This window comes from Nocardia sp. NPDC005998, assembly GCF_040614395.1.
In the GTDB taxonomy this organism is placed as follows: Bacteria; Actinomycetota; Actinomycetes; order Mycobacteriales; family Mycobacteriaceae; genus Nocardia.
Window position 1 is genome coordinate 1 of record NZ_JBEXUI010000070.1, and the last position, 20,725, is coordinate 20,725.

Here is a 20,725-nt window from a genome sequence, read left to right on the forward strand (position 1 = left end):
GTCGGCGGTCGATTCGTCGCCGCTGAGTGGTCCCGGAAATTCGTTCGACCTGCGCAGCGGCGCACGGTGACACTGAGGCAACGACTCCCAGTCGGCTGACTTTCAAAGTTCCGAAGGCCGATGGGCGGATCCGGTGGCGGCCGGATCCGAGGAGGATGCGCCCTCGACGGATACCGGTGTAACCCGGTCACGTCCGGAGCGCACCCTCCAAGGCGGGACGGTCGAGCAGGCGAAGGAGGCGTGTCTTCGTCTGCTCGCCGTCCGCGCCCGCAGCCGTGCCGAACTAGCTCAGCGCTTAGCAGCCAAGGGTTTCACTCCCGATATCACCGAACGAGCCCTCGACCGCTTCACCGAGGTCGGCCTGATCGACGATGCCGCCTTCGCCGAACAATGGGTCCACTCCCGCCACACCTTCTCCGGCAAAGGCAAACAAGCCCTGGCCCAAGAACTCCGCCGCAAGGGCATATCCCAATCCGACGCCGCTCCCGCCCTCGCCGCCATCACCGCCGACGACGAGGAAGAACGCGCCGCCGAACTGGTCCGCCGCAAACTACGCACCATGCCCCCGAACCTGGACCGCGACAAAACAATCCGCCGCCTCGTAGGCATGCTCGCCCGCCGCGGCTACCCTCAATCCACCGCCTTCACCGTAGTAAAAGCCGAACTCGCCCAAGCCCAATTCGACGCCCCAGCCCCCGACTGAGCGCCCACCACGCCTGACCTGGTCCCGTTCCACAGCGCCCATATAGTCAGCGAGAATGCGCTGGTGCAGGTGTGCTCTCGATGTTTACCTGCACCAGCGCATGGTGATCACTGGTCCAAGACTCTGCGCTACGAGGGTGTTCGTGGCGAACTCCGGATGAGTGTGATCCAGTGGATCGCACTGGTGGCCGTAAACCTGACTGCGACAAGGTGATCCGCCGTCATTGGCGCTCGCCTGTTGCGGCCGTCGCCAATCCGCAGCCTGCACTGTGGTGCACGCCGAAGTTGCCACCCACTGGGGGAGTGTGGGTGGGGTCAGTTTTGGAAGGCGGGGGTGAGGGATTCTTCGCACCATTGGCGGAAGGTGGTGGGGGTGGTGGATTGGGGGGTGCGGGGTTCGGCGTTGTCGAGGCCGTTGTTCTTGGCTTCGAGCATGTCGAGCATGCCCTGGGCCATTACTTCGGACATACCGGATTCGAGGAGTCTGGTCTTGAAGGTGGTGCCGGGGATCTGCTGGAAACGGATCGGGCGGCCGAGTACTTCGGACATGATCTGTGCCATGTCGTTTCCGGAGAGGTCCTCGGGGCCGAGGATGGGGACGCTGTCCTGTCCCGTCCAGGAATCATCGAGTAGCAGTTCGGCGGCGACAGTGGCGATATCGCGGGTTGCGCAGGTTGGGCGTTTGTGATCGGGGGCGACTGGCCAGAAGAATGTGCCCTGGCTTTTGATGGTCTCGACTTGGCCGAGCATATTGTCCATGAACGAGGGCATGGTCAGCGCTCGGTAGCTCACGCCGGTGCTTGCGATCAGATCGTCCATGGCCAGCGATGCCGTGACCAGTCCGGCGTGTGCGGCTACCGCCGACCCGCGCCCGACGGCCGAGACTCCGACCACTCGCTGCACGTCCTGGCTCGTGAATGCCGCACACGCGGGCCGGGTGAAGTCGAGAAAGGCGGCATCGAGGCTCGTGGCGCGAAGGTTCGGGGGAAGGAGCCAGAACACGGCGTCGGCATCGGCGAATGCCTTGGTGACCACATCGATATCCCCGTGTGAGCCCTGCACGATGTCGACGCGCTCGCGGATGTCTGCGGGCAGGCGTGCGGGATCGCGTGCGATGACGCGGACCGCTGCGTCGCTGTCGAACAGACGCTGGAGGACCTGGTGGCCGATGGTGCCGGTTGGGGTGGTGACAACGATCATGACGACCTCTGTTCGTGTGATTTGGCATTGGCCAGTCAACTCGGCACGACACCGAACCTGAAGGACCGATCCGATATCCGTTGATACCGTGGGGATATGAGTGATCTGGAGGTTCGCCAACTCCGATACTTCGTGGCCGTCGCGGAGGAATTGCATTTCGGGCGCGCCGCCGAGCGCCTGGGGATGGCGCAGCCGCCGCTGTCCCGCGCGATTCGGGAGCTGGAACGCCAGTTGGGTGTTCAGTTGTTCGAGCGCACCACCCGGCAGGTTGTGCTCACCGCGGCCGGTGAGGTTTTGCTCCGCGATGCCCCGACCGCACTCGACGCGGTCGCCGCCGCTGCGCAGCGAGCCCGGCACGTTGGGCAGCCCACGCCCGGGTTGCGGCTCGCGCTCAAAACCGATTACGACGGCGGGCTCCTGCTGCAGATCCTCGAGACATACCAGCGTGCGGAAGCGGCGATTCCGGTCGAGGTGATGTTGGGCGGTCGGGGTCAGCAGGTCCCGGCCCTGCGCCAGGGCCGAGCGGATATCGCACTGCTGCCCACCCCGTTCGACGACCGCGACCTGGACGTCGAACCCCTGCTGACCGAGCCGCGCGTGGTTGCATTGGCGGCATCCGATCCCTTGGCCGCCCGCGCAACCCTGTGCTTGGCCGACCTCACCGGCAGAATGTTGCCCGACGGCTCACCCGCCGACCAGGACGGCCTGATCCCCAATGCTCACAGCGGATCCCACGGCCGGAACCCGGTCGCCCGCCGGACAAACCTGGACCTGGCACAGATCTTCCATCTGATCGAACTGGGCAGCATCATCTGGTTCCCGCCAGCCTCGGTGGCCCGCCGCCACCCCCGCCCTGATATCGCCTACCGTCCCGTCACCGACCTCCAGCCGACCACCCTCGCCCTGGCCTGGCCACAAACCTGCCACTCACCTGCCGTTGCCGCCTTCGTCCGCGCCGCCACCACCGTCGCAGCAGCCACCTACCCACCCGAATCCGCCACGACAGAAGAACCTTCTACCCCCAGCCTTCTCGACGCGGAAGGGCTCCAAGGCGTCGTGACCTCGTCCTGACAAGGGCACATGGTCGGGACCACCCACCCGTTCGCCGCGACCGCGACTGCGGCATCGGTTCGGCGAGCATGCGTTGTTGCTGTCCGGGCCGCTTCCGTTACGGCAGTCAACTGTTCGCCCGGATCCGGCCAGGGCGGTCGAGACTTTTCGTGTCCAACGCCGCTTTCCTGAGGCCGAAGGCCTCCAGGCCGTGGTGACCTTGCCCTGACCGCCATGACCGGTGCGGATCATCCACTCTTCCACCGCGATACTGCCCCGAGTTCGGCGGTCATAAGCTGCCCGGGTCTGTGTCAGCCCTCCCGTTACGGCAGCCGAGTACTTGCCCGAATCCGTCGCGTCACATTCGCCTTTGGCCTTTCACGCCGCATGCTCGACGGGGAAGGGCTCCGAGGCATCGTGACCTCGTTCTGACCAGCGCACAACGGTCGGGACCACCCATCTGTTCGCCGGACCGCGACTGCACCCTCAGTTCGGCCAGCATGCGCTGGCTTCTTGTCGGTGCCCATCGGTCGCGGCGGCCAGCTATGCGGCCGATTCCGCTGCGGCTGACGTGTTCCACGTCCGCCGAGCCCGTCCCCGACAGGAGGTCGTGTGCACACCATCGACGGACGGTCCTGGTTCCGCGCGGCTACCGGTGACATGCAGATGACCCGCACCGGTCGCCGAGGCGGGAGATCCCGCGATCGGCGACCAAGGCGAGGAGTCTTCGAGCCGAACAGTCGGCTGGGCTCAGGACTTCTGAGTGATATCCATTCCGGGGGTGGCGTCGGTCAGGACCGAGTCGGCGGCGACGACCGTGCCTCCTCTCTTGCGTTTGCGGGAGCGGAGGCGCTGCTCGAGTTTGTTGGCCACGACGGTCAGGGTGCTGTTCAGCAGAATCATTACTACTGCGACGATCATCAGTGCGGGCACCGTATTGCGTTCGGCGGCGCCGAGTTGGGAGCCCTGACGGACGATCTCGAGGTAGGTGATCTGGTAGCCGAGGGCCGAATCCTTCAGTGCGACAACCATCTGTGAGATCAATGCGGGCAGCATCGCGGTGATCGCCTGCGGCAGCAGGATCAGTCGCATCAGCTGGCCCTTGCGCAGACCGAGGGCCACCGCGGCCTCGGTCTGCCCCTTGGGCAGCGATTTGATACCAGCGCGCACGATTTCGGCGATGACCGAGCCGTTGTAGATCGTCAGCGCGATCACCACGGCCCATAGTGCGAGCTGATCGACCTTGAATACCTGGTAATCGGAGAAGACGTAGAACAGGAAGATCATCAGGATCAGCACCGGGATGGCCCGGGCCACCTCGACGATCGCGCCCGCCACCCAGCGCACCAGCCGGTGGTCCGAGAGCCGCAGGATGCCGAAGATCATGCCGATCACCAGGGCGAACACGATCGACAGCAGCGCGGCCACGAGGGTGCCGCGCAGACCGGGCAGCAGATAGGTCTTCCAGACGTCCGCCTCGAGGAACGGCTTCCACTTCTCCGCGGTGAACTGCCCCTTATCGGCGAAGCCGCGGTAGAACACCCAGCCGAGTGCCAGTACCGCGACAATCGCGATGACGGAATAGATCTGGTTCCGCAGGCGCGCGCGTGGTCCCGGCGCGTCGAAAAGGACCGAAGCTCCAGAACTCATCGGGCCACCTCGAATCGCTTGGCCAGCCAGCCGAACAGCAGGCCGGTCGGCAGGGTCAGGATTACGAAGCCCAGGGCGAAGATGAAGCCGATGGTGATCAGCGCGGCCTCGTTCTCGTTCATCTTGGCCATCAGGGTCGCGGCCTCGGCCACGCCGATGGCCGAGGCGATGGTCGAATTCTTGGTCAGTGCGATCAACACACTGCCCAGCGGGGCAATGACCGAACGGAATGCCTGGGGCAGCACCACGATCCGCAGATTCTGCAGGAAGGTGAAGCCCAGTGAGCGGCCCGCCTCGGACTGGCCCATCGGCACGGTATTGATGCCCGCGCGCAGCGATTCGCAGACAAATGCCGCGGTGTAGATGCTGAGTCCGAGTACTGCGTAGCGGAAGTTGTTCTGCGCCAGCGAGTTCGGGCCCTCGGGTGCGAGCTTCCAACCCATCGTGGAGTAGAGGCCCAGCGAGCAGAACACGATGATCAGCGTCAGCGGGGTATTGCGGAAGATGGTGACGTAGGCGGTGCCGAGAAGGCGGGCGACCGGCACCGGAGAGACGCGCATGGCGGCGACGAATGTGCCCAGGATCAGGGCGAGGACCGCCGACGCCGCGGTCAATTTGATGGTCACCCAGAAGGCGCCGAGGACGTCATACCTCGAGATCAGGTCGAACACGGTGGGCGCGTCCCTCCGATCGGATAGATGTGCGGCGGCCGGAGATCGTCCTTCCGCGCGCTATGTACAGGGGTGCTCGTAGCGAAGAGATCGGGTGGCCCGGTGCGGACCACCCGATCAGGAACTCAGTACCGGTTCACCGTCGGCGGCGTCGGCGCCTGGTAGCCGGAGACACCGACCGTGGAGTCGAACGCCTTCTTCCAGGAACCGTCCGCGATCATCGCCTCGATCGCGTCGTTGACCTTGTCGCGCAGTTCCTTATCGCCCTTCTTCAGGCCGATGCCGTAGTTCTCCGTGGTGAACGGCTTGCCGACGACCTTGAACGTGCCCGCGCTCTGCGCGGCGTAACCGGCCAGGATGATGTCGTCGGTGGTCACCGCGTCGTACGAACCGGCCTGCAGGCCCTCGAGGCACAGCGAGTAGGTGTCGTTGGTCTGCAACTGGGTGTCCGGGTAGTTCTTCTCGATGTTCTGGGCCGGGGTGGAGCCCTTCACCGAGCAGACCTTCTTCCCCTTCAGATCATTGGGGCCGTTGATGCTGTTGTTGTCGGCCTTCACCAGCAGCGACTGGCCCGCGACGTAATACGGTCCGGCGAAGTCGACCTTCTCCTTGCGCTTGTCGTTGATCGAGTAGGTGGCGACGATGTAGTCGACCTGACCGTTTTCGATCAGCGTCTCGCGCTGACCGGAGGGCGACTCCTTGAACGTGATGTTCTCCGGCTTCACGCCGAGCTTGCCGGCCACGTACTTGGCGACCTCGACATCGAAGCCGCTGTAGGAGCCGTCCTTATTGCGCAGGCCGAGGCCCGGCTGATCGAATTTGATGCCGACGGTGAGCTTGCCGTCCTTGGCGTGGTCCAGTGCGGACTTATCGCCGCCGCCCCCACAGGCGGCGGTGCTGGCGGCCAGCGTCAGGGCTACCGCCCCGATGCCGAGTCGAAGCGCACGGTTGATCCTCATCGGTTCCTTCTCCCTCTGGTGTTTACTCGGTTCAGTGGCTCAGGATCTTGCCGAGGAAATCCTTGGCGCGGTCGGACTTCGGCGCGGTGAAGAACACCTCGGGTGTGTCGTCCTCGACGATCAACCCGTCCGCCATGAACAGCACGCGGTTGCCCGCCTTGCGCGCGAAGCCCATCTCGTGGGTGACGACCAGCATCGTCATCCCCTCCTTGGCCAGCGACACCATGACGTCGAGCACCTCGTTGACCATCTCCGGGTCCAATGCCGAGGTGGGCTCGTCGAACAGCATCACCTTCGGGCTCATCGCCAGCGCCCGGGCGATCGCCACCCGCTGCTGCTGGCCGCCGGACAGCTGCGCCGGATACTTGTCGGCCTGGTTGGCGATGCCGACGCGCTCGAGCAGTTCCATCGCGCGCTTGCGGGCGTCGTCCTTCGTGACCTTGCGCACCTTCAGCGGCGCAAGCATCACGTTCTCCACGATCGTCTTATGAGCGAAGAGGTTGAACGATTGGAACACCATCCCGACGTCGGCGCGCAGTGCGGCGAGTGATCGGCCCTCGGCGGGCAGCGGTACGCCGTCAATGGCGATATCGCCGGAGTCGATGGGCTCGAGGCGGTTGATGGTGCGGCACAGCGTCGACTTCCCAGATCCCGAGGGACCGAGAACAATGACGACCTGCCCCTTGGGGACTTCGAGGTTGATATCGCGCAGAACATGCAGTTCACCGAAATGCTTGTCCACATTGCGCATCGAAATCATCGGTGCGCCCGTGGCGGTACTGCCCTCATCAGAACTAGTTGCCCCGGTTTTGGCCAACCCGATTGTGTCGGGCACGGCGGCTTCGTCGGTCATGGTCCAAGACCTTAAGCGGAAAACGGCGATTTGCCCCGGTTTCTGCGACACACCGTCGCGACACGCCGGTCCGACACAGGGCCGTAACCCATCCGATGCGACTCGGTCGGGGCCCGGAGCCTGCGCCGATGCGCTGAAAACCCACATTGCCCACCCCCGTACCCTGGATGGGTGGATTCGATCGGACAGGCAGTGTTGTCTCCCGCACCTTCGGCCCAGGACGGCACCCGCAGTTACGAGGTCCGCACCTTCGGTTGCCAGATGAACGTGCACGATTCCGAACGCTTATCCGGCCTACTCGAGGATGCGGGTTATGTGAAGGCCGCGCCCGGCGCGACGGCCGACCTCGTCGTCTTCAATACCTGTGCGGTGCGCGAGAACGCCGACAACAAGCTCTACGGCACCCTCGGCCACCTCGCGCCCATCAAGGCCGACCGGCCCGGCATGCAGATCGCCGTCGGCGGCTGCTTGGCACAGAAGGACCGCGACACCGTCGTGCGCAAGGCGCCGTGGGTGGATGTGGTGTTCGGTACGCACAACATCGGTTCGCTGCCGGTGCTGCTGGAGCGGGCCCGGCACAATGCCGAGGCGCAGGTGGAGATCCTGGAATCGCTGGAGGCGTTCCCGTCGAGCCTGCCCGCCAAGCGTGAATCCGCCTACGCTGGCTGGGTTTCGATCTCGGTGGGTTGCAACAACACCTGCACGTTCTGCATCGTGCCGTCACTGCGCGGCAAGGAGGTCGACCGCCGTCCCGGTGATGTGCTCGCCGAGGTGCAGGCGCTGGTCGACCAGGGCGTGCTGGAAGTCACGCTGCTCGGTCAGAACGTGAATTCCTACGGCGCCTCCTTCGCCGATCCCGATGAGGCCCGCGATCGCGGCGCATTCGCCAAACTGCTGCGCGCCGCCGGACGGATCGACGGCCTGGAGCGGGTGCGTTTCACTTCGCCGCATCCGGCTGAGTTCACCGATGACGTGATCGAGGCGATGGCCGAGACCCTCAATGTCTGCCCGCAGCTGCACATGCCGCTGCAGTCCGGTTCGGATCGGGTGCTCAAGGCGATGCGCCGCTCCTACCGCAAGGCGCGCTACCTGGGCATTATCGAGAAGGTGCGGGCCGCGATGCCGCATGCCGCGATCACCACCGACATCATTGTCGGCTTCCCGGGCGAAACCGAGGAGGACTTCCAGGAGACCCTGGATGTGGTCCGGCAGGCGCGGTTCACCAGCGCCTACACCTTCCAGTACTCCAAGCGTCCCGGCACGCCGGCCGCGGATATGCCCGACCAGCTGCCCAAGGCCGTGGTCCAGGAACGCTACGACCGGCTGATCGCGCTGCAGGAGGAGATCTCCCTCGATGCGAACCGTGCGTTGATCGGCACCGAGGTGGAACTGCTCGTGGCCGAGGGCGCTGGCAAGAAGAATGCCGCGACCGCCAGGATGAGCGGCCGCGCCCGCGACGGCAGGCTCGTGCACTTCCGCCCCGAAGGCACCGCCGAGCGGATCCGTCCGGGCGACATCATCACCGTCGATATCACCGACGCGGCCCCGCACCACCTGATCGCCGATTCGGCCATCAAGTCGCACCGCCGCACCCGTGCGGGTGACGCCCACGAACGCGGCATCACCCCGAAGACCGAACCCATCGGTGTCGGCCTCGGCCTGCCCCGCATCGGCGCCCCCGCACCGGAACCGGCCGCCGTTGGCTGCTCAACCGGTTGCGACGCATGATCGTGCGAGCCATTGGTGCGGTTGTCACCGCGGCCAGGGCGAGCGCGGCGGTGTCGACCGCGCTGACGAAACGTTCGCTGAACCCGTGCACGCGATCGAGCGGTAGTGAGGTGGATTCGTGAGCATCCGGCCGGGTGACGACGACACGGCGCGCGGTGCCAGGGGAGCGGACGCCGCGCCCGACCGCGAATACGGTGAACCGGGGGCTGGTTCGTCCGCATCGAATTCGGATGGTGCCCAAGCCGATCACGCGGTCGAGGGCACGGATCCGGCGTCCGGTCGCGTACCCGACGGCGGTTCCTCGACCCCGGATGAGGGCGGCGTCGCGGGCAATCCGACGTCCAGCTCGGGCGACAATGAGGAAAGTACTACCGGACGTAGTGGGTCGGCTGAGGCCGCTGAGAGCACTGATGGCACAGTGGGTGCGGGTAAGGCAGCGGACCACGAATCAGCCGAAGGAAACGAGGGCTCAGTGAACTCGGTCGACAGCAGCAACGACTTCGAGCAGTTCAAGGACGAACTCGACGCCGTCGAGCGGCGCATTGCCGGGGAGATCGATCCGGGCGTGCGCGCGCTGGTGGTTGCTGGGGCGGTATTCCTGCTGCTGCTGTCGTTGGTGCTGCCGCATGCCGGGGGTGCCCGCGGTTTCGATGTGCTGCTCGGCACCGATGCCGCCCGTGCGGAGCACATCGGTCTGCCGTCGCGGATCTTTGTCTGGTTCGCAGTCCTGTTCGGCATCGGCTTCTCGCTGCTCGCCTTGATGACCCGCCGCTGGGTGCTCGCGTGGATCGCCGTCGCCGGATCGGCCATCGGCAGCGTCTTCGGTGTCTTCGCCATCTGGCACCGCCAGACCCCCGGCCTCGGCAACTATCACGGTGCGGGCCCCGGCGTCGGGCTGATTCTCGGCGCCATCGCGATCATCGTCCTGACATTCCACTGGATCCGCGTCGTCTGGAGCCGTACCGCACTGCAACTCGCCGCGGAAGAACAGCGCCGCATCGCGGCGGCCGCCGCCGAGGAACGCGATCGCCGGCGCCGCATCGGCGATTCCTGAACCTCCGCCCGCTGAAACGCACTGAGCGTGCACTTTCGCCAGAATCCGGCATGGATCGCCGGATTCGGCGCAGAGTGCACGCTCAGCGCATTGACCGCCGCTGACCATCAGCGATTGCTGACGGCACCCTCCGCGGCCTCGGCCCATTCGCGCCACTGCTTGGCCTGCTCCAGCGCCTTCTCGGCATCCCGCTTGTTTCCGGCGGCGGTTGCCTTTGCGGCCTGCTCCTCGAACTGTGCCACCCGCTCGCGGAACTGCGCTGCCCGCGCCATTGCCTCCGGATCAGTGCGCCGCCACTGGGCGTCCACCGCGTCGCGGACCCGCTTTTCGATGACGCGCAGCTTGCCTTCCAACTCCTGGATGCGCTCGCGCGGCACCTTGCCGATCGCATCCCACTTGTCCTGGAGTTCGCGCAGTGCGGCGCGGGCCGAGTCCAGGCCATTGGCCGGATCGATGTGCTCGTAGGCGTGCAGCAGCTCTTCCTTAGCGGCCGCATTGTGCTCGAATTCGGCGTCGCGTTCGGAGACCGCGGCATTGCGCGCCGCGAAGAACACATCCTGGGCGCTCTTGAACCGCCGCCACAGCGCCTCGTCGGCCTCGCGCGGCGCCCGCCCCGCGGCCTTCCACTCGGCCAGCAGGTCACGGAACACACCGGCTGTACCACCCCAATCGGTGGAGTCGGACAGCTCCTCGGCGCGGACGCAGAGCTCTTCCTTGCGCGTCTTCGCGGCCGCGCGTTCGCGATCGAGTTCGGCGAAGTGCGCGCCACGGCGCCGGTTGAATGCCTCGCGTGCCTTGGAGTAGCGCTTCCATAGCGCGTCGTCGACCTTGCGGTCCACCCCGCGGATCGACTTCCACTCGTCGAGGATTTCGCGCAGCCGATCGCCAGCGGCCTTCCACTGGGTGGATTCGGTGGCGATCCTCTCGGCCTCGGCACACAGCGCTTCCTTGCGCTCGGTGTGCTCGTGCCTGGCCTTTTCCTTCTCCTCCTTGGCGTGTGCCGCCGCCTCTTCGGAGTGCTCGGCAATGGCCTGCAGTCGTTGCGCCAGCCCGTCGATATCGCCGATAACGGCCACGGTGGGTAGCGATTCGGCGATGGTGACCGCGGCGGCCTTGGTCTTGCGGGCATCCGCGCCAGCGGCCAGCCGGGCCTCGAGCAGCGCCACCTCGGTGGCCAGATCATCGAACCGGCGGCCGAAGTGCGCGAGCCCCTCGGCGGCGTCACCGGCCTGCCACGACCCGACGATGCGCTCGCCGTCGGCGGTCTTCACCCAGGCGGTGCCGTCGTCGTCGACGCGGCCCCAGACGCTGGGATCGCTGACGGTCGGGACAACGACCGGATGCGGATGTTGTGCGGCCGGACCCGGCGCCGGTTTGATCGCATGCGGCTTCGGATGTGCCGTCGACCCGCCTGGTTTGGGGGCCGCGGACGGTTTCGGGGTGGCGGAAGGTTTAGGCGCGGCGGTCTTCGGGGCATCCGAGGGGCGCGGCGTGCTGCCTGGGTTCGCTTTCGCCGTTCCGTTGCTGTCGCGCCCACCCGTCTCCCGGCCACCACCCCTCACTGAATCGCTGCGCGATGCTTGATTCATTGCTCCTCGTCCCTGCCGCGCGTCACGGCTGCCTGGTTACGCCCTAGCTCACTCCATTGAACCCGGTCCGAGCCCTGTAAACCATCGATCAATACCCTCCGACTGATGATTCCCAGGGAAATCAACCCGTGATGACCTGGGTTGTAGCACCTTGAACACTATCAATCTCGGCCAAGTTTGCGGCAGAGACACTCGAAGCCGGGCGTTACGGAGGGCGACAGCGGCGGTGTGGATCGCTCATTCGGCCAACGACTACGGTTTACGGCGTGTTCTCCATTGCGGCCTTGGTCCCGTCGCCGCCGATCCTGGTGCCCGAGCTCTGCGGCGGTCTCGCGCACGCGGCAGGGGCCGGTCCCGATGACGCGCCAGCCGTGCTGCGCGCGGCCGCACTCACCGCGGTCGGCGCATTGGCCGAGGTAACTCGGCACTGGACGGTCATCGGTGTGGGCGAAGCCGCGCAGGTCGTCGGCCAGGACGCGGTGGGTACCTTCCGCGGTTTCGGTGCGGACGTCCGGGTCGCACTCTCCGACGATGCGCTTGCGCGGGCCCGGCACAGTCCCGACACAGCGGATCCGCAGCTGCCGCTACCCGCCCTGATCGCCGGGTGGTTGCGTGGACAGATCGCACCCGATGCGGTGGCCTCGACGACGCTGGTCGCCGCGGATACCCCCGCCGATCGGTGTGCCCGGATCGGCGCGGACCTGCGCAGCGCCCTGGACGGCTCGCCCGAACCGGCCGGTGTCCTGGTGATCGCCGACGGCGCCGCGACCCTCACAGTCAAGGCGCCCGGCTATCTCGACGAGCGCGCCGCCGACGTGCAGCGCGAGCTGGACCGGGCCCTGGCAGAAGGTGATACCGCGGGACTGCTCGCCTTGGATCCGGCACTGTGCGCCGAACTGGCACTATCCGGGCGCGCGGCCTATCAGGTGCTCGCGGGACTGTTCGCCGCGGATCCGAAAGCCCCCTTCGTCGAAACCCTGTACAGCGATGCCCCGTTCGGCGTCGGGTACCAGGTGAGCGTCTGGCGGCCGAGCGTATCGGGAGGTGGTTCGTGATCGATTCGGATTCGTATTCGACGGGCTCGGCGCCGGGGAACCCGTCGTCCGGCAACGTGATAACTCCGATCGCCGTCGTCGGTCCTACCGCCACCGGCAAATCCGATCTCGGTCTCGATCTCGCCGAGCAGCTCGGCGGCGAAATCGTGAATATCGACGCCATGCAGCTCTACCGCGGCATGGATGTCGGCACCGCGAAACTCCTTCCGGCCGAACGCCGCGACATCCCGCACCACCAACTCGATGTCCTCGACGTGACCGAAACCGCGACCGTCGCCGCCTACCAGGCCGCTGCCAGCGTGGACGTGCGCGAGATCATGGCCCGCGGGCGCATCCCGATCATCGTGGGTGGGTCGATGATGTATGTCCAAGCGCTGCTCGATGATTGGGAGTTTCCGGCTACCGACCCCACGGTCCGCGCGCGCTGGGAGCAACTGCTGGCCGAGCGCGGCCTCGGCGCGGTGCACGAGGCACTGCGACAGGCCGATCCGGCTGCCGCCGCGACCATTCTGCCCACCGATGGCCGCCGCATGGTGCGCGCGCTCGAGGTCGTCGAACTCACCGGGCGCCCGTTCGCGGCCTCGGCGCCCGCCATCGGTCGACCGCGCTGGGGCACCGTGATCATCGGGGTCGACCGGGAGACGGCCGAACTCGACGCGCGCATCGAATTGCGCACCGCGCGGATGTTCGAGGCCGGTCTCGTCGACGAGGTCCGTGGCCTCATCGATCAGGGTCTGCGCGAGGGCGTCACGGCGCGCCGGGCGATCGGCTACGCGCAAGTCCTGTCGTATCTGGACAACGAATACGACCTGAACCACGCACAGGAACGCACCCTGATCGGCACCCGGCGCTACGTCCGGCGGCAGCGCTCGTGGTTCCGCCGCGATCCCCGGGTGCGCTGGGTGGACGGCGCCGATCCCGATCTGGTCGTGACCGCACTCACCCTGCTCGAGAAGGAACGGACGCCGCAGTGACACGTCGTATGAGTACCCGCAATGCCTCGGTGCAGGTGTGGCAGGCGTACCTGAGCAACCGCACCAAACGCCACCGCGACGGTCGCTTCCTGGTGCAGGGCGTGCGTCCGATCACCCAGGCGATCGCCAACGACTGGCCGCTGGAGACGATGCTCTACCGGCTCGGCACGCCCGACCTGTCGAGCTGGGCGCGTGAACTACTGGAGACCAGCGGTGTGCCGCAGGTCGGCCTGGTGCCGGAGCTGATGGCCGAACTGGGCGAGAAATCCACCGGCATACCGGAATTGGTGGCCGTCGCGGTATCGAAGCAGCCCGAGCTCGATACCTTCGAACCCGGCGAACCCGGTGACCCGGCACCACCGGTGGTGATCGTCTTCGACCGCCCCAACTCGCCGGGCAATCTCGGTACGCTCATCCGCTCGGCGGATGCGTTCGGCGCCAGCGGCATCATTGTCACCGGCCACGGTGCCGACCAATACGATCCGCAGGCGGTGCGCGCGTCCACCGGTTCGCTGTTCGCCATGCCGGTATTCCGTGCGGCCGGGACCGCGCAGGTACTCGAATTCCGCGACCGGCAGGTGCAGCGGGGAATCCCGACCCGCATTGTCGGCACCGACGAGAACGGCGCGCACGCGGTCTTCGACTACGACTTCGCCGAGGCGACCATCCTGGTCATCGGCAATGAGACCAGCGGCATGAGCGCGGCCTGGCAGCAGGCCTGCGACGATATGGTCTACATCCCGATGGGTGGCACCGCCAGCTCGCTGGGCGCGCCATCGGCCGCCGCGGTCGCGCTGTACGAAATTTCACGGCAGCGCCGTACGTTGGTTCGAGGACGATAAGCAGGGAGAATGCGCGACGTGTCGGATATCGAGTTCACCAAGGGCCATGGCACCCAGAACGATTTCGTGGTGCTGCCCGATCCGCAGGTCCGCCTGGACCTGACCGCGGACCGGGTGGCCGCGCTCTGCGATCGCCAGCGCGGCCTTGGCGCGGACGGTGTGCTGCGGGTGGCGCGCGCCGGTGCGCTGCGCGAGGCCGGTGTGCTCGCCGAGATCCCGGAGGGTGTCGCCGACTCCGACTGGTTCATGGACTACCGCAATGCCGATGGCTCGATCGCCGAGATGTGTGGCAACGGGGTGCGGGTTTTCGCGCACTACCTGGCGGCACAGGGACTCGAATCGCGCGCGGAGTACGTGGTCGGCAGTCGGGCCGGAGCCCGTCCGGTCACCGTGCACAGCGGCGGGCCGGTCAACGGCGAGGTCACCGTCGGTATGGGGATGGTGCGCGAATTGGGCCCGTCAACCGCCACCATCGGCGGCTGGGCGTTTCCCGGTATCGGCATCGATGTCGGCAATCCGCACCTGGCCTGCGTCGATGCGAGCCTGTCCGCCGACGCGCTCGCCAAACTCGACCTCGGCGTCGCCCCCGGATTCGACCCGGATCTGTTCCCGCACGGCGTGAATGTCGAGATCGTGACCGGACTGGTCGACGGCGCGGTCGATATGCGCGTGTATGAACGTGGTGTCGGCGAAACCCGTTCCTGCGGAACGGGAACTGTCGCCACCGCGGCGGCCGCCTTGGCCGCCAACGGTTTCCGCATCGCCACCGATAGCGGTGAGGTCCGGGTTCGGGTACCCGGCGGTGAGGTCACCGTCCGCCTGGCCGAGGGCGCGGCATGGTTGCGTGGGCCGTCGGTGCTGGTGGCAACCGGTCGGATTGCCGAAAGCTGGTGGGAGACCACCTAGCTCGCTGGTCGCGTGGCCTCGGTCCGCGCCGGCCTGTCTGCTCCGCGGTGCTCGGACATCACAACCAGTGCTGAAAACGGAGACGACCAATGCCATTGGCGGCGACCCCTGACCAGCGCACACCGCATCTGGCGAACCATCGTGGGCAACTCGGGCGGGTTACCACCGAGATCAGTGGTCGCCCAACTCGCGGAGCTGAGCGACGACATACCGCATCCGGACGGTATGTCGATCGAATACCGGGCGAGGTGTGGCGGGCGGCCACCGGCCGAGCTCGAGCGTTGTCGCCGCGCCACCGGGAGTACGAGGATCGGCTCTGACGAATGCTCACCGGCCCGCTTCGGATACGCCCAGGAAGTCGAGGACGATCGGGAGCAACAGCGGTGTCTGGTCGAATACGGTGAGATGTGAGGTAGCGGGAAGCACTGCCAAGCGTGCGGCGGGCATGCCCTTGGTGCCCTCGACGCCGCCACCCAGGAGTCGGTACATCTCGATGGTGTGCTCGGGGCGGATTATGTCGTTGTCGGCGGCGATGATCAGCACCGGAGACTGGATGGACCTGATCTGCTCCGGAGAGTAGGTCGGTGCATGGGCATCGAGATCTTTGACGCGTTCGACCACCTTCGGGAAATCCTCGGGTCGCGGGGAAAGTCGGTTGTACTCGGCCAGAAACGGGGTGCCTTCGAAGACTTGTGGTTGCAGTTGTGCAAGCCCTTCGTGCAGCCCTGGTTGTGCCCCGCGCGGGTCGTAGCCGACGGAGGTCAGCACCAGCTTGCGAGACAACTCCGGGTAGCGGACGCCGATATCGAGGCCGATGGTCGCGCCGTCGCTGAAGCCGAAGAAGTCGGCCTTGCGGATGCCGAGCGTGTTCAGCAACGCGACGGTGTCATCGGCCATCGTCTGGTAGCGCAACGGCCGGTCTATATCGGCGGTGCGCCCATGCCCCTGCTGCTCGATGGCGATGACCTGTCGGGTTTTCGCCAGATCGGGCAGAATCTTGCCGAACGTGCTGTCGATGCTGCTGAGCCCACCATGCAGCAGTACCAGTGGCGGCAGACCATTGGGTTCGCCGTGCACTTCGTAGTACATGTTCAATCCGTTGACCTGAGCGTAGTGGCCGGGATGCACGGTGGTGGTCGGCTCCGCGGAGGAGCCGCAGCCGGACAGAATGCCCACGGCCAGGGCGGCTGCCGCGATGGCGGCGACGGTCTTGTGCATCGGATGCTCCAAACGATCGGGTTGGCGGGTCCTCTCGGCCCCTGACACCCCTAGGTCGAATGGGCGGCGCGGTTGATCGACAGCCGCACCGACTTCGGGTTCCGGTGGTAATCCGCCGACCCAGGCCAGTGCTCGGCCGCGGCGGTCGAGGAGCTGAACAGCGGTTAACGCCATATCCGCCCGATTTTCGGCGACTAATGCCAGGACCCCACCTGGGGATGGCCCGGTGGTGCCGTGCGGGTCGCTCTGATGTGCGCTGAGGTCGGTGGGGACTACGACCTGCGCTTCGGGTCACGGTGCGCTGGTAGCCGAACTGCGGACATTGTGGGCGTCTGGCGGCTCGCCTGGACCGGTGTGAACCACGGGCGTCGGCCGTGTCCAGGGATAACCGAATGCGCGTACCTGAGCTCGCGTGGCAGCATGGATGTTGTATGACGAAATCAAAGACTTATGAATTCACTCCGGCCGACGATGACAACGAGGCCGTCGAGGACACGACGGAAGACACCGGCGACGTAGTAGCCGAGCACGCCGCGCGGATGCGGCGGTCCGGGTGGACCGCCGATCCCACGGTCGGTGAGATGCAGCTCGACGAGCGCTCCTCGCTACGCCGAGTCGCGGGTCTGTCCACCGAGCTCACCGATATCACCGAGGTCGAGTACCGGCAGCTGCGCCTGGAACGGGTCGTGCTGGTCGGGGTCTGGACCACCGGCACCGCCACCCAGGCCGACGCGAGCATGGCCGAACTGGCCGCGCTGGCCGAGACCGCGGGTTCGGAGGTTCTGGAGGGCCTGATCCAGCGCCGCGACAAGCCGGACCCGGCCACCTACATCGGTTCCGGCAAGGCCGACGAACTGCGTGCGGTGGTGCTCGAAAGCGGCGCCGATACGGTGATCTGCGACGGTGAACTGACACCGGCACAGCTGACCGCGCTGGAGAAGGTCGTCAAGGTCAAGGTGATCGACCGGACCGCGCTGATCCTGGATATCTTCGCCCAGCACGCCACCTCCAGCGAAGGCAAGGCGCAGGTCTCGCTCGCCCAGATGGAATACATGCTGCCTCGACTGCGCGGTTGGGGTGAGTCCATGTCCCGGCAGGCCGGTGGTCGTGCGGGTGGCAACGGTGGCGGTGTCGGTCTGCGTGGTCCCGGTGAGACCAAGATCGAGACCGACCGCCGTCGTATCCGCGAACGAATGGCCAAGCTGCGCCGCGAGATTCGCGAGATGAAGACCGCACGCGACACCAAGCGGGCCCGCCGCACTTCCAGCGGCATCCCGTCGGTGGCGATCGTCGGCTACACCAATGCGGGTAAGTCCAGTCTGATGAACGCGCTGACCGGCGCGGGCCTGCTGGTCCAGGACGCCCTGTTCGCGACCCTGGATCCGACCACTCGCCGCGCCGAGTTGGACGACGGCCGTGAGGTCGTCTTCACCGATACCGTCGGTTTCGTACGGCATCTGCCGACCCAGTTGGTCGAGGCGTTCCGGTCCACCCTGGAGGAGGTCACCGGCGCCGATCTGCTGCTGCACGTGGTCGACGGCTCCGATCCGCTGCCCGCCGAACAGATCAAGGCGGTCCGCGAGGTGATCACCGATGTGATCAAGCAGTCGGGTACGCCAGCGCCGCCGGAACTGTTGGTGGTCAACAAGATCGATGCGATCGACCCGGTCGAGCTCACCCGGTTGCGCGCCATGCTGCCCGATGCGTCCTATGTATCCGCACACAGCGGCACCGGTATCACCGAACTGCGTGAGCGCCTGGCCGAGGTGCTCGGTGGCCTCGATGTGGAGATCAGCGTGCTGCTGCCGTACACCCGCGGCGATCTGCTCGCCCGCATCCACGCGGACGGGCGCATCACCACCGCCGAGCACGAGGAGGGCGGCACCCGGGTCCACGCACGCGTTCCGCATGCACTGGCCGCGGCACTGTCGCAGTACGCGCACGCCGGTGGTTCGGCGCAAACCAATGGATCGGGTCCGGCCGAGACCAACGGGCATTCGCACTGAGCCGTGGTGTCATCCAGTGACCGGCGAGCAGTCGGCCACCCCGCTGAAGGTGGCGGCTGGGCGGCGGCCGACGCACCGGTATCGGCCCAGTTCGTTCACGGACCGGCCGGTCGGTAGCGCACCCCTGGCACATCCGGTGCGACACAGGCGAATTCGTTGCGCTATCGTCATCGAATCGACATCAGGAGGGTTCCATGTCGCATGACCACTCCGGTGCCGCCGATTCCGGTGATCGGCGCTCCGGTGATTCGTCGCTCGCCACGCCCGTGCTGAGTGACGGTGCGCCACTATCGGTTTCGCTCACCGACACCGATAAGCGGGTGCTCGACGCCCTGCTCGCGCCGCTGCGCGCATGGACGAGTCCGCGGTTCTACGGCCTGGAGAACATTCCGGCCGAGGGCCCGGTACTGCTGGTCGGCAACCACAATCTGATGGGCGGTATCGATGCACCGCTGTTGCTGCCGGAGGTGCTGCGCCGTCGCGGGCGGCTGATCCGCGGGCTTGCCGAGAATGTGCTCATCAATGTGCCCGGCATCCGGCAGTTGCTGCACCACTTCGGGTCGGTGCGCGGTAATCGCAGCAACTGCCTCGCGCTGTTGGCCCGCGGCGAGGCCGTCATCGTCTTTCCCGGCGGTGGCCGAGAAGCCGTGCGCCGCAAGAACGAAAAGTACGTCCTCAAATGGGAGGGTCGCTCCGGCTTCGCCCATATGGCGATCGAAGCGGGTGCGCCGATCGTGCCGGTGGCGATGATCGGCGTCGACGACGCCTATGACATCGTTGTCGACGGCGACCATCCGGTAATGCGCCCACTGCGCTGGGCCGTCGAAGCGCTCGGCCTGAGCCGCGAGCTGACCCCGCCGCTGATCCGCGGTGTCGGCCCGACCGGTATTCCACGCCCCGAGCGCTTCTACTTCTCCGCCGGTGCGCCGATCGACCCGACGCCGTGGCGGGATGCGGTCGATAAGCATGCCGCCGCGGTGGAGTTGCGTGATGTGGTGCGCAAGGAGCTGGAGGAGGAATTGCGGTTCCTGTTCAGCGAGCGCGACCGTGATCCGGGTCGCACCTTTTTCGGCCGACTGCGCAGTCTGTTCTGAGGCTGCTCTCAGCTATTTTTCAGTAACTCTCCCTACTTTGGCCGAATGGCTGGTACGAGAGTGCGAATGGCGGCAGTGGTGGGGGCGGCAGCGGTTTTGGTGGGTTTTCCGGCCGCCTCTGGCGGATTTCTCGCATCCGCGGCCGGTTCGGGCGATCCGATCATCTCCTCGGGCAAACTGCTCGCCTCGTCGCGCTCGTCCGATGGTTCCTATGTCGCCGAGGTTGCGGTCGAGGACAACCGCAACCTGACACTGCAGGTGTATTCGGCCGCCATGGACAAGAACATCGAGATCCAGGTGCAGCGTCCCGCCGACACCACGGTTCCGCGACCGACCCTGTATCTGCTCAATGGTGCTGGTGGCGGAGAGGATTCGGCGACCTGGCAGGCGCGGACCGATGCCGCACAGTTCTTCGACGACAAGAATGTGAATGTGATCACACCGGTCGGCGGCCACTGGAGCTACTACACCGACTGGCGTGCGCCGGATCCGGAGCTCGGCGTCAACAAGTGGAAGACCTTCCTCACCCAGGAGTTGCCACCGCTCATCGACAGCGGCCTCGGCACGAACGGCACCAATGCGATCGCGGGCCTGTCGATGTCGGGCACTTCGGTGCTGCAACTACCGATCGCGGCACCCGGTCTGTACAAATCCGTTGCCGCCTACAGCGGTTGCGCGCAGATCTCTGACCCCGTCGGCTACAACATGGTCAACTCCGTGGTCGCAGTGGGTGGCGGTGATTCCGTGAATATGTATGGGCCGCAAGGTGATCCGATGTGGGCCGCGAATGACCCGTACGTGCACGCTGACCAGCTGCGCGGCCTGAACCTGTTCGTCTCCGACGGCAACGGTATGCCCGGCCAGTGGGATACGCTCAACGGTCCGCATACCCTCCCCGGCGTCGGTGGCCTCACCAACCAGGTCGCCCTCGGCGGTGCGCTCGAAGCCGCGACGAACTACTGCTCCCACAACCTCCAGACCCGCCTCAACCAACTCGGCATCCCCGCCACCTACGACTTCCAACCCTCGGGAACCCACTCCTGGGGCTACTGGCAAGACGCCCTCAAATCCTCCTGGCCAGTCCTAGCCCAGGGCCTTGGGCTCCCATCCTGAGCCCTGGACAAACGATCACCATGCGCTGATGCAGGAGTGCCCTCGGGGCGTTTCCTGCATC

General features: G+C 66.3%; 18 protein-coding genes. 11 read left to right on the top strand and 7 right to left on the bottom strand.

What is annotated here, in order from left to right:
- The first annotated feature begins 133 nt into the window (after window positions 1–133).
- Window positions 134–703: a recombination regulator RecX gene (recX, locus tag ABZ293_RS40760; RefSeq protein ID WP_355189691.1), complete on the top strand. Its 570-nt coding sequence runs from the start codon at window positions 134–136 to the stop codon at window positions 701–703.
- A 314-nt stretch (window positions 704–1,017) separates the two neighbouring features.
- On the opposite strand, the gene ABZ293_RS40765 is transcribed toward recX, so the two are convergent.
- The gene (locus ABZ293_RS40765; RefSeq protein WP_355189692.1) at window positions 1,018–1,902 is read right to left on the bottom strand and encodes an NAD(P)H-binding protein; all 885 of its coding nucleotides are present in this window, start codon (window positions 1,900–1,902) and stop codon (window positions 1,018–1,020) included.
- 96 nt (window positions 1,903–1,998) lie between these two features.
- Here ABZ293_RS40765 and ABZ293_RS40770 point away from each other — a divergent pair, with 96 nt between their 5' ends.
- Entirely contained in the window at window positions 1,999–2,973 is a 975-nt protein-coding gene (locus ABZ293_RS40770) for a LysR family transcriptional regulator (RefSeq protein ID WP_355189693.1), read from the top strand.
- A 729-nt stretch (window positions 2,974–3,702) separates the two neighbouring features.
- Here the strand turns inward: ABZ293_RS40770 and ABZ293_RS40775 are convergent.
- The 4 genes from ABZ293_RS40775 to ABZ293_RS40790 all read right to left on the bottom strand — a co-directional run bounded on the left by ABZ293_RS40775 (window position 3,703) and on the right by ABZ293_RS40790 (window position 6,992).
- The gene (locus tag ABZ293_RS40775) at window positions 3,703–4,602 is read right to left on the bottom strand and encodes an amino acid ABC transporter permease (protein ID WP_354961811.1); all 900 of its coding nucleotides are present in this window, start codon (window positions 4,600–4,602) and stop codon (window positions 3,703–3,705) included.
- Window positions 4,599–5,273 carry an amino acid ABC transporter permease gene (locus ABZ293_RS40780; protein ID WP_355189694.1) on the bottom strand — a complete coding sequence of 225 codons (675 nt, stop codon included), beginning with the start codon at window positions 5,271–5,273 and terminating at the stop codon, window positions 4,599–4,601. Before ABZ293_RS40780 ends, ABZ293_RS40775 begins: the two co-directional genes overlap by 4 nt.
- A gap of 125 nt (window positions 5,274–5,398) precedes the next feature.
- Window positions 5,399–6,232, bottom strand: coding sequence for a glutamate ABC transporter substrate-binding protein (locus ABZ293_RS40785; RefSeq protein ID WP_354961809.1), 834 nt, complete (start codon window positions 6,230–6,232; stop codon window positions 5,399–5,401).
- A 31-nt stretch (window positions 6,233–6,263) separates the two neighbouring features.
- Entirely contained in the window at window positions 6,264–6,992 is a 729-nt protein-coding gene (locus tag ABZ293_RS40790; RefSeq protein WP_355189701.1) for an amino acid ABC transporter ATP-binding protein, read from the bottom strand.
- Window positions 6,993–7,256: 264 nt separating this feature from the next.
- On the opposite strand from ABZ293_RS40790, the gene miaB reads away from it, so the two are divergent.
- Both miaB and ABZ293_RS40800 read left to right on the top strand, forming a co-directional pair.
- Window positions 7,257–8,813, top strand: coding sequence for a tRNA (N6-isopentenyl adenosine(37)-C2)-methylthiotransferase MiaB (gene miaB / locus ABZ293_RS40795; RefSeq protein ID WP_355189695.1), 1,557 nt, complete (start codon window positions 7,257–7,259; stop codon window positions 8,811–8,813).
- Between the two features lie 472 nt (window positions 8,814–9,285).
- The gene (locus tag ABZ293_RS40800; RefSeq protein ID WP_354959133.1) at window positions 9,286–9,867 is read left to right on the top strand and encodes a hypothetical protein; all 582 of its coding nucleotides are present in this window, start codon (window positions 9,286–9,288) and stop codon (window positions 9,865–9,867) included.
- A 107-nt stretch (window positions 9,868–9,974) separates the two neighbouring features.
- Here ABZ293_RS40800 and ABZ293_RS40805 read toward each other — a convergent pair whose 3' ends face one another.
- Window positions 9,975–11,456, bottom strand: a complete 1,482-nt coding sequence (locus tag ABZ293_RS40805) for a DUF349 domain-containing protein (protein WP_355189696.1) — start codon at window positions 11,454–11,456, stop codon at window positions 9,975–9,977.
- Window positions 11,457–11,722: 266 nt separating this feature from the next.
- Here ABZ293_RS40805 and ABZ293_RS40810 point away from each other — a divergent pair, with 266 nt between their 5' ends.
- Genes ABZ293_RS40810 through dapF form a run of 4 tightly spaced genes read left to right on the top strand, consistent with a single transcriptional unit; the run spans window position 11,723 to window position 15,233 of the window.
- Window positions 11,723–12,511, top strand: coding sequence for a hypothetical protein (locus ABZ293_RS40810; protein ID WP_355189697.1), 789 nt, complete (start codon window positions 11,723–11,725; stop codon window positions 12,509–12,511).
- A gap of 56 nt (window positions 12,512–12,567) precedes the next feature.
- Window positions 12,568–13,485, top strand: a complete 918-nt coding sequence (gene miaA, locus ABZ293_RS40815) for a tRNA (adenosine(37)-N6)-dimethylallyltransferase MiaA (RefSeq protein WP_355189702.1) — start codon at window positions 12,568–12,570, stop codon at window positions 13,483–13,485.
- An 8-nt stretch (window positions 13,486–13,493) separates the two neighbouring features.
- Window positions 13,494–14,327 (top strand): TrmH family RNA methyltransferase, encoded by an 834-nt coding sequence (locus ABZ293_RS40820; RefSeq protein WP_355189703.1) that lies wholly within the window; start codon window positions 13,494–13,496, stop codon window positions 14,325–14,327.
- Window positions 14,328–14,354: 27 nt separating this feature from the next.
- Window positions 14,355–15,233 carry a diaminopimelate epimerase gene (gene dapF, locus ABZ293_RS40825; protein ID WP_355189704.1) on the top strand — a complete coding sequence of 293 codons (879 nt, stop codon included), beginning with the start codon at window positions 14,355–14,357 and terminating at the stop codon, window positions 15,231–15,233.
- A gap of 327 nt (window positions 15,234–15,560) precedes the next feature.
- Here the strand turns inward: dapF and ABZ293_RS40830 are convergent, their stop codons facing one another.
- Complete coding sequence (locus ABZ293_RS40830; protein WP_355189698.1) at window positions 15,561–16,451, bottom strand: alpha/beta hydrolase; 891 nt, start codon at window positions 16,449–16,451, stop codon at window positions 15,561–15,563.
- 539 nt (window positions 16,452–16,990) lie between these two features.
- On the opposite strand from ABZ293_RS40830, the gene hflX reads away from it, so the two are divergent.
- The 3 genes from hflX to ABZ293_RS40845 all read left to right on the top strand — a co-directional run bounded on the left by hflX (window position 16,991) and on the right by ABZ293_RS40845 (window position 20,664).
- Entirely contained in the window at window positions 16,991–18,457 is a 1,467-nt protein-coding gene (hflX, locus tag ABZ293_RS40835; protein WP_355189705.1) for a GTPase HflX, read from the top strand.
- A 194-nt stretch (window positions 18,458–18,651) separates the two neighbouring features.
- Window positions 18,652–19,551, top strand: a complete 900-nt coding sequence (locus tag ABZ293_RS40840) for a lysophospholipid acyltransferase family protein (protein ID WP_355189699.1) — start codon at window positions 18,652–18,654, stop codon at window positions 19,549–19,551.
- A 45-nt stretch (window positions 19,552–19,596) separates the two neighbouring features.
- Window positions 19,597–20,664 carry an alpha/beta hydrolase family protein gene (locus ABZ293_RS40845; RefSeq protein WP_355189700.1) on the top strand — a complete coding sequence of 356 codons (1,068 nt, stop codon included), beginning with the start codon at window positions 19,597–19,599 and terminating at the stop codon, window positions 20,662–20,664.
- Window positions 20,665–20,725: the final 61 nt, after the last annotated feature.

Coding starts and splice junctions, on each gene's coding strand:
- ABZ293_RS40765 (WP_355189692.1), bottom strand. CDS start 1,902: ATGATCGTTGTCACCACCCCAACCGGCACCATCGGCCACCAGGTCCTC.
- ABZ293_RS40770 (WP_355189693.1), top strand. CDS start 1,999: ATGAGTGATCTGGAGGTTCGCCAACTCCGATACTTCGTGGCCGTCGCG.
- ABZ293_RS40775 (WP_354961811.1), bottom strand. CDS start 4,602: ATGAGTTCTGGAGCTTCGGTCCTTTTCGACGCGCCGGGACCACGCGCG.
- ABZ293_RS40785 (WP_354961809.1), bottom strand. CDS start 6,232: ATGAGGATCAACCGTGCGCTTCGACTCGGCATCGGGGCGGTAGCCCTG.
- ABZ293_RS40790 (WP_355189701.1), bottom strand. CDS start 6,992: ATGATTTCGATGCGCAATGTGGACAAGCATTTCGGTGAACTGCATGTT.
- ABZ293_RS40805 (WP_355189696.1), bottom strand. CDS start 11,456: ATGAATCAAGCATCGCGCAGCGATTCAGTGAGGGGTGGTGGCCGGGAG.
- ABZ293_RS40820 (WP_355189703.1), top strand. CDS start 13,494: ATGAGTACCCGCAATGCCTCGGTGCAGGTGTGGCAGGCGTACCTGAGC.
- ABZ293_RS40830 (WP_355189698.1), bottom strand. CDS start 16,451: ATGCACAAGACCGTCGCCGCCATCGCGGCAGCCGCCCTGGCCGTGGGC.
- hflX (WP_355189705.1), top strand. CDS start 16,991: ATGCGGCGGTCCGGGTGGACCGCCGATCCCACGGTCGGTGAGATGCAG.
- ABZ293_RS40840 (WP_355189699.1), top strand. CDS start 18,652: ATGTCGCATGACCACTCCGGTGCCGCCGATTCCGGTGATCGGCGCTCC.
- ABZ293_RS40845 (WP_355189700.1), top strand. CDS start 19,597: ATGGCTGGTACGAGAGTGCGAATGGCGGCAGTGGTGGGGGCGGCAGCG.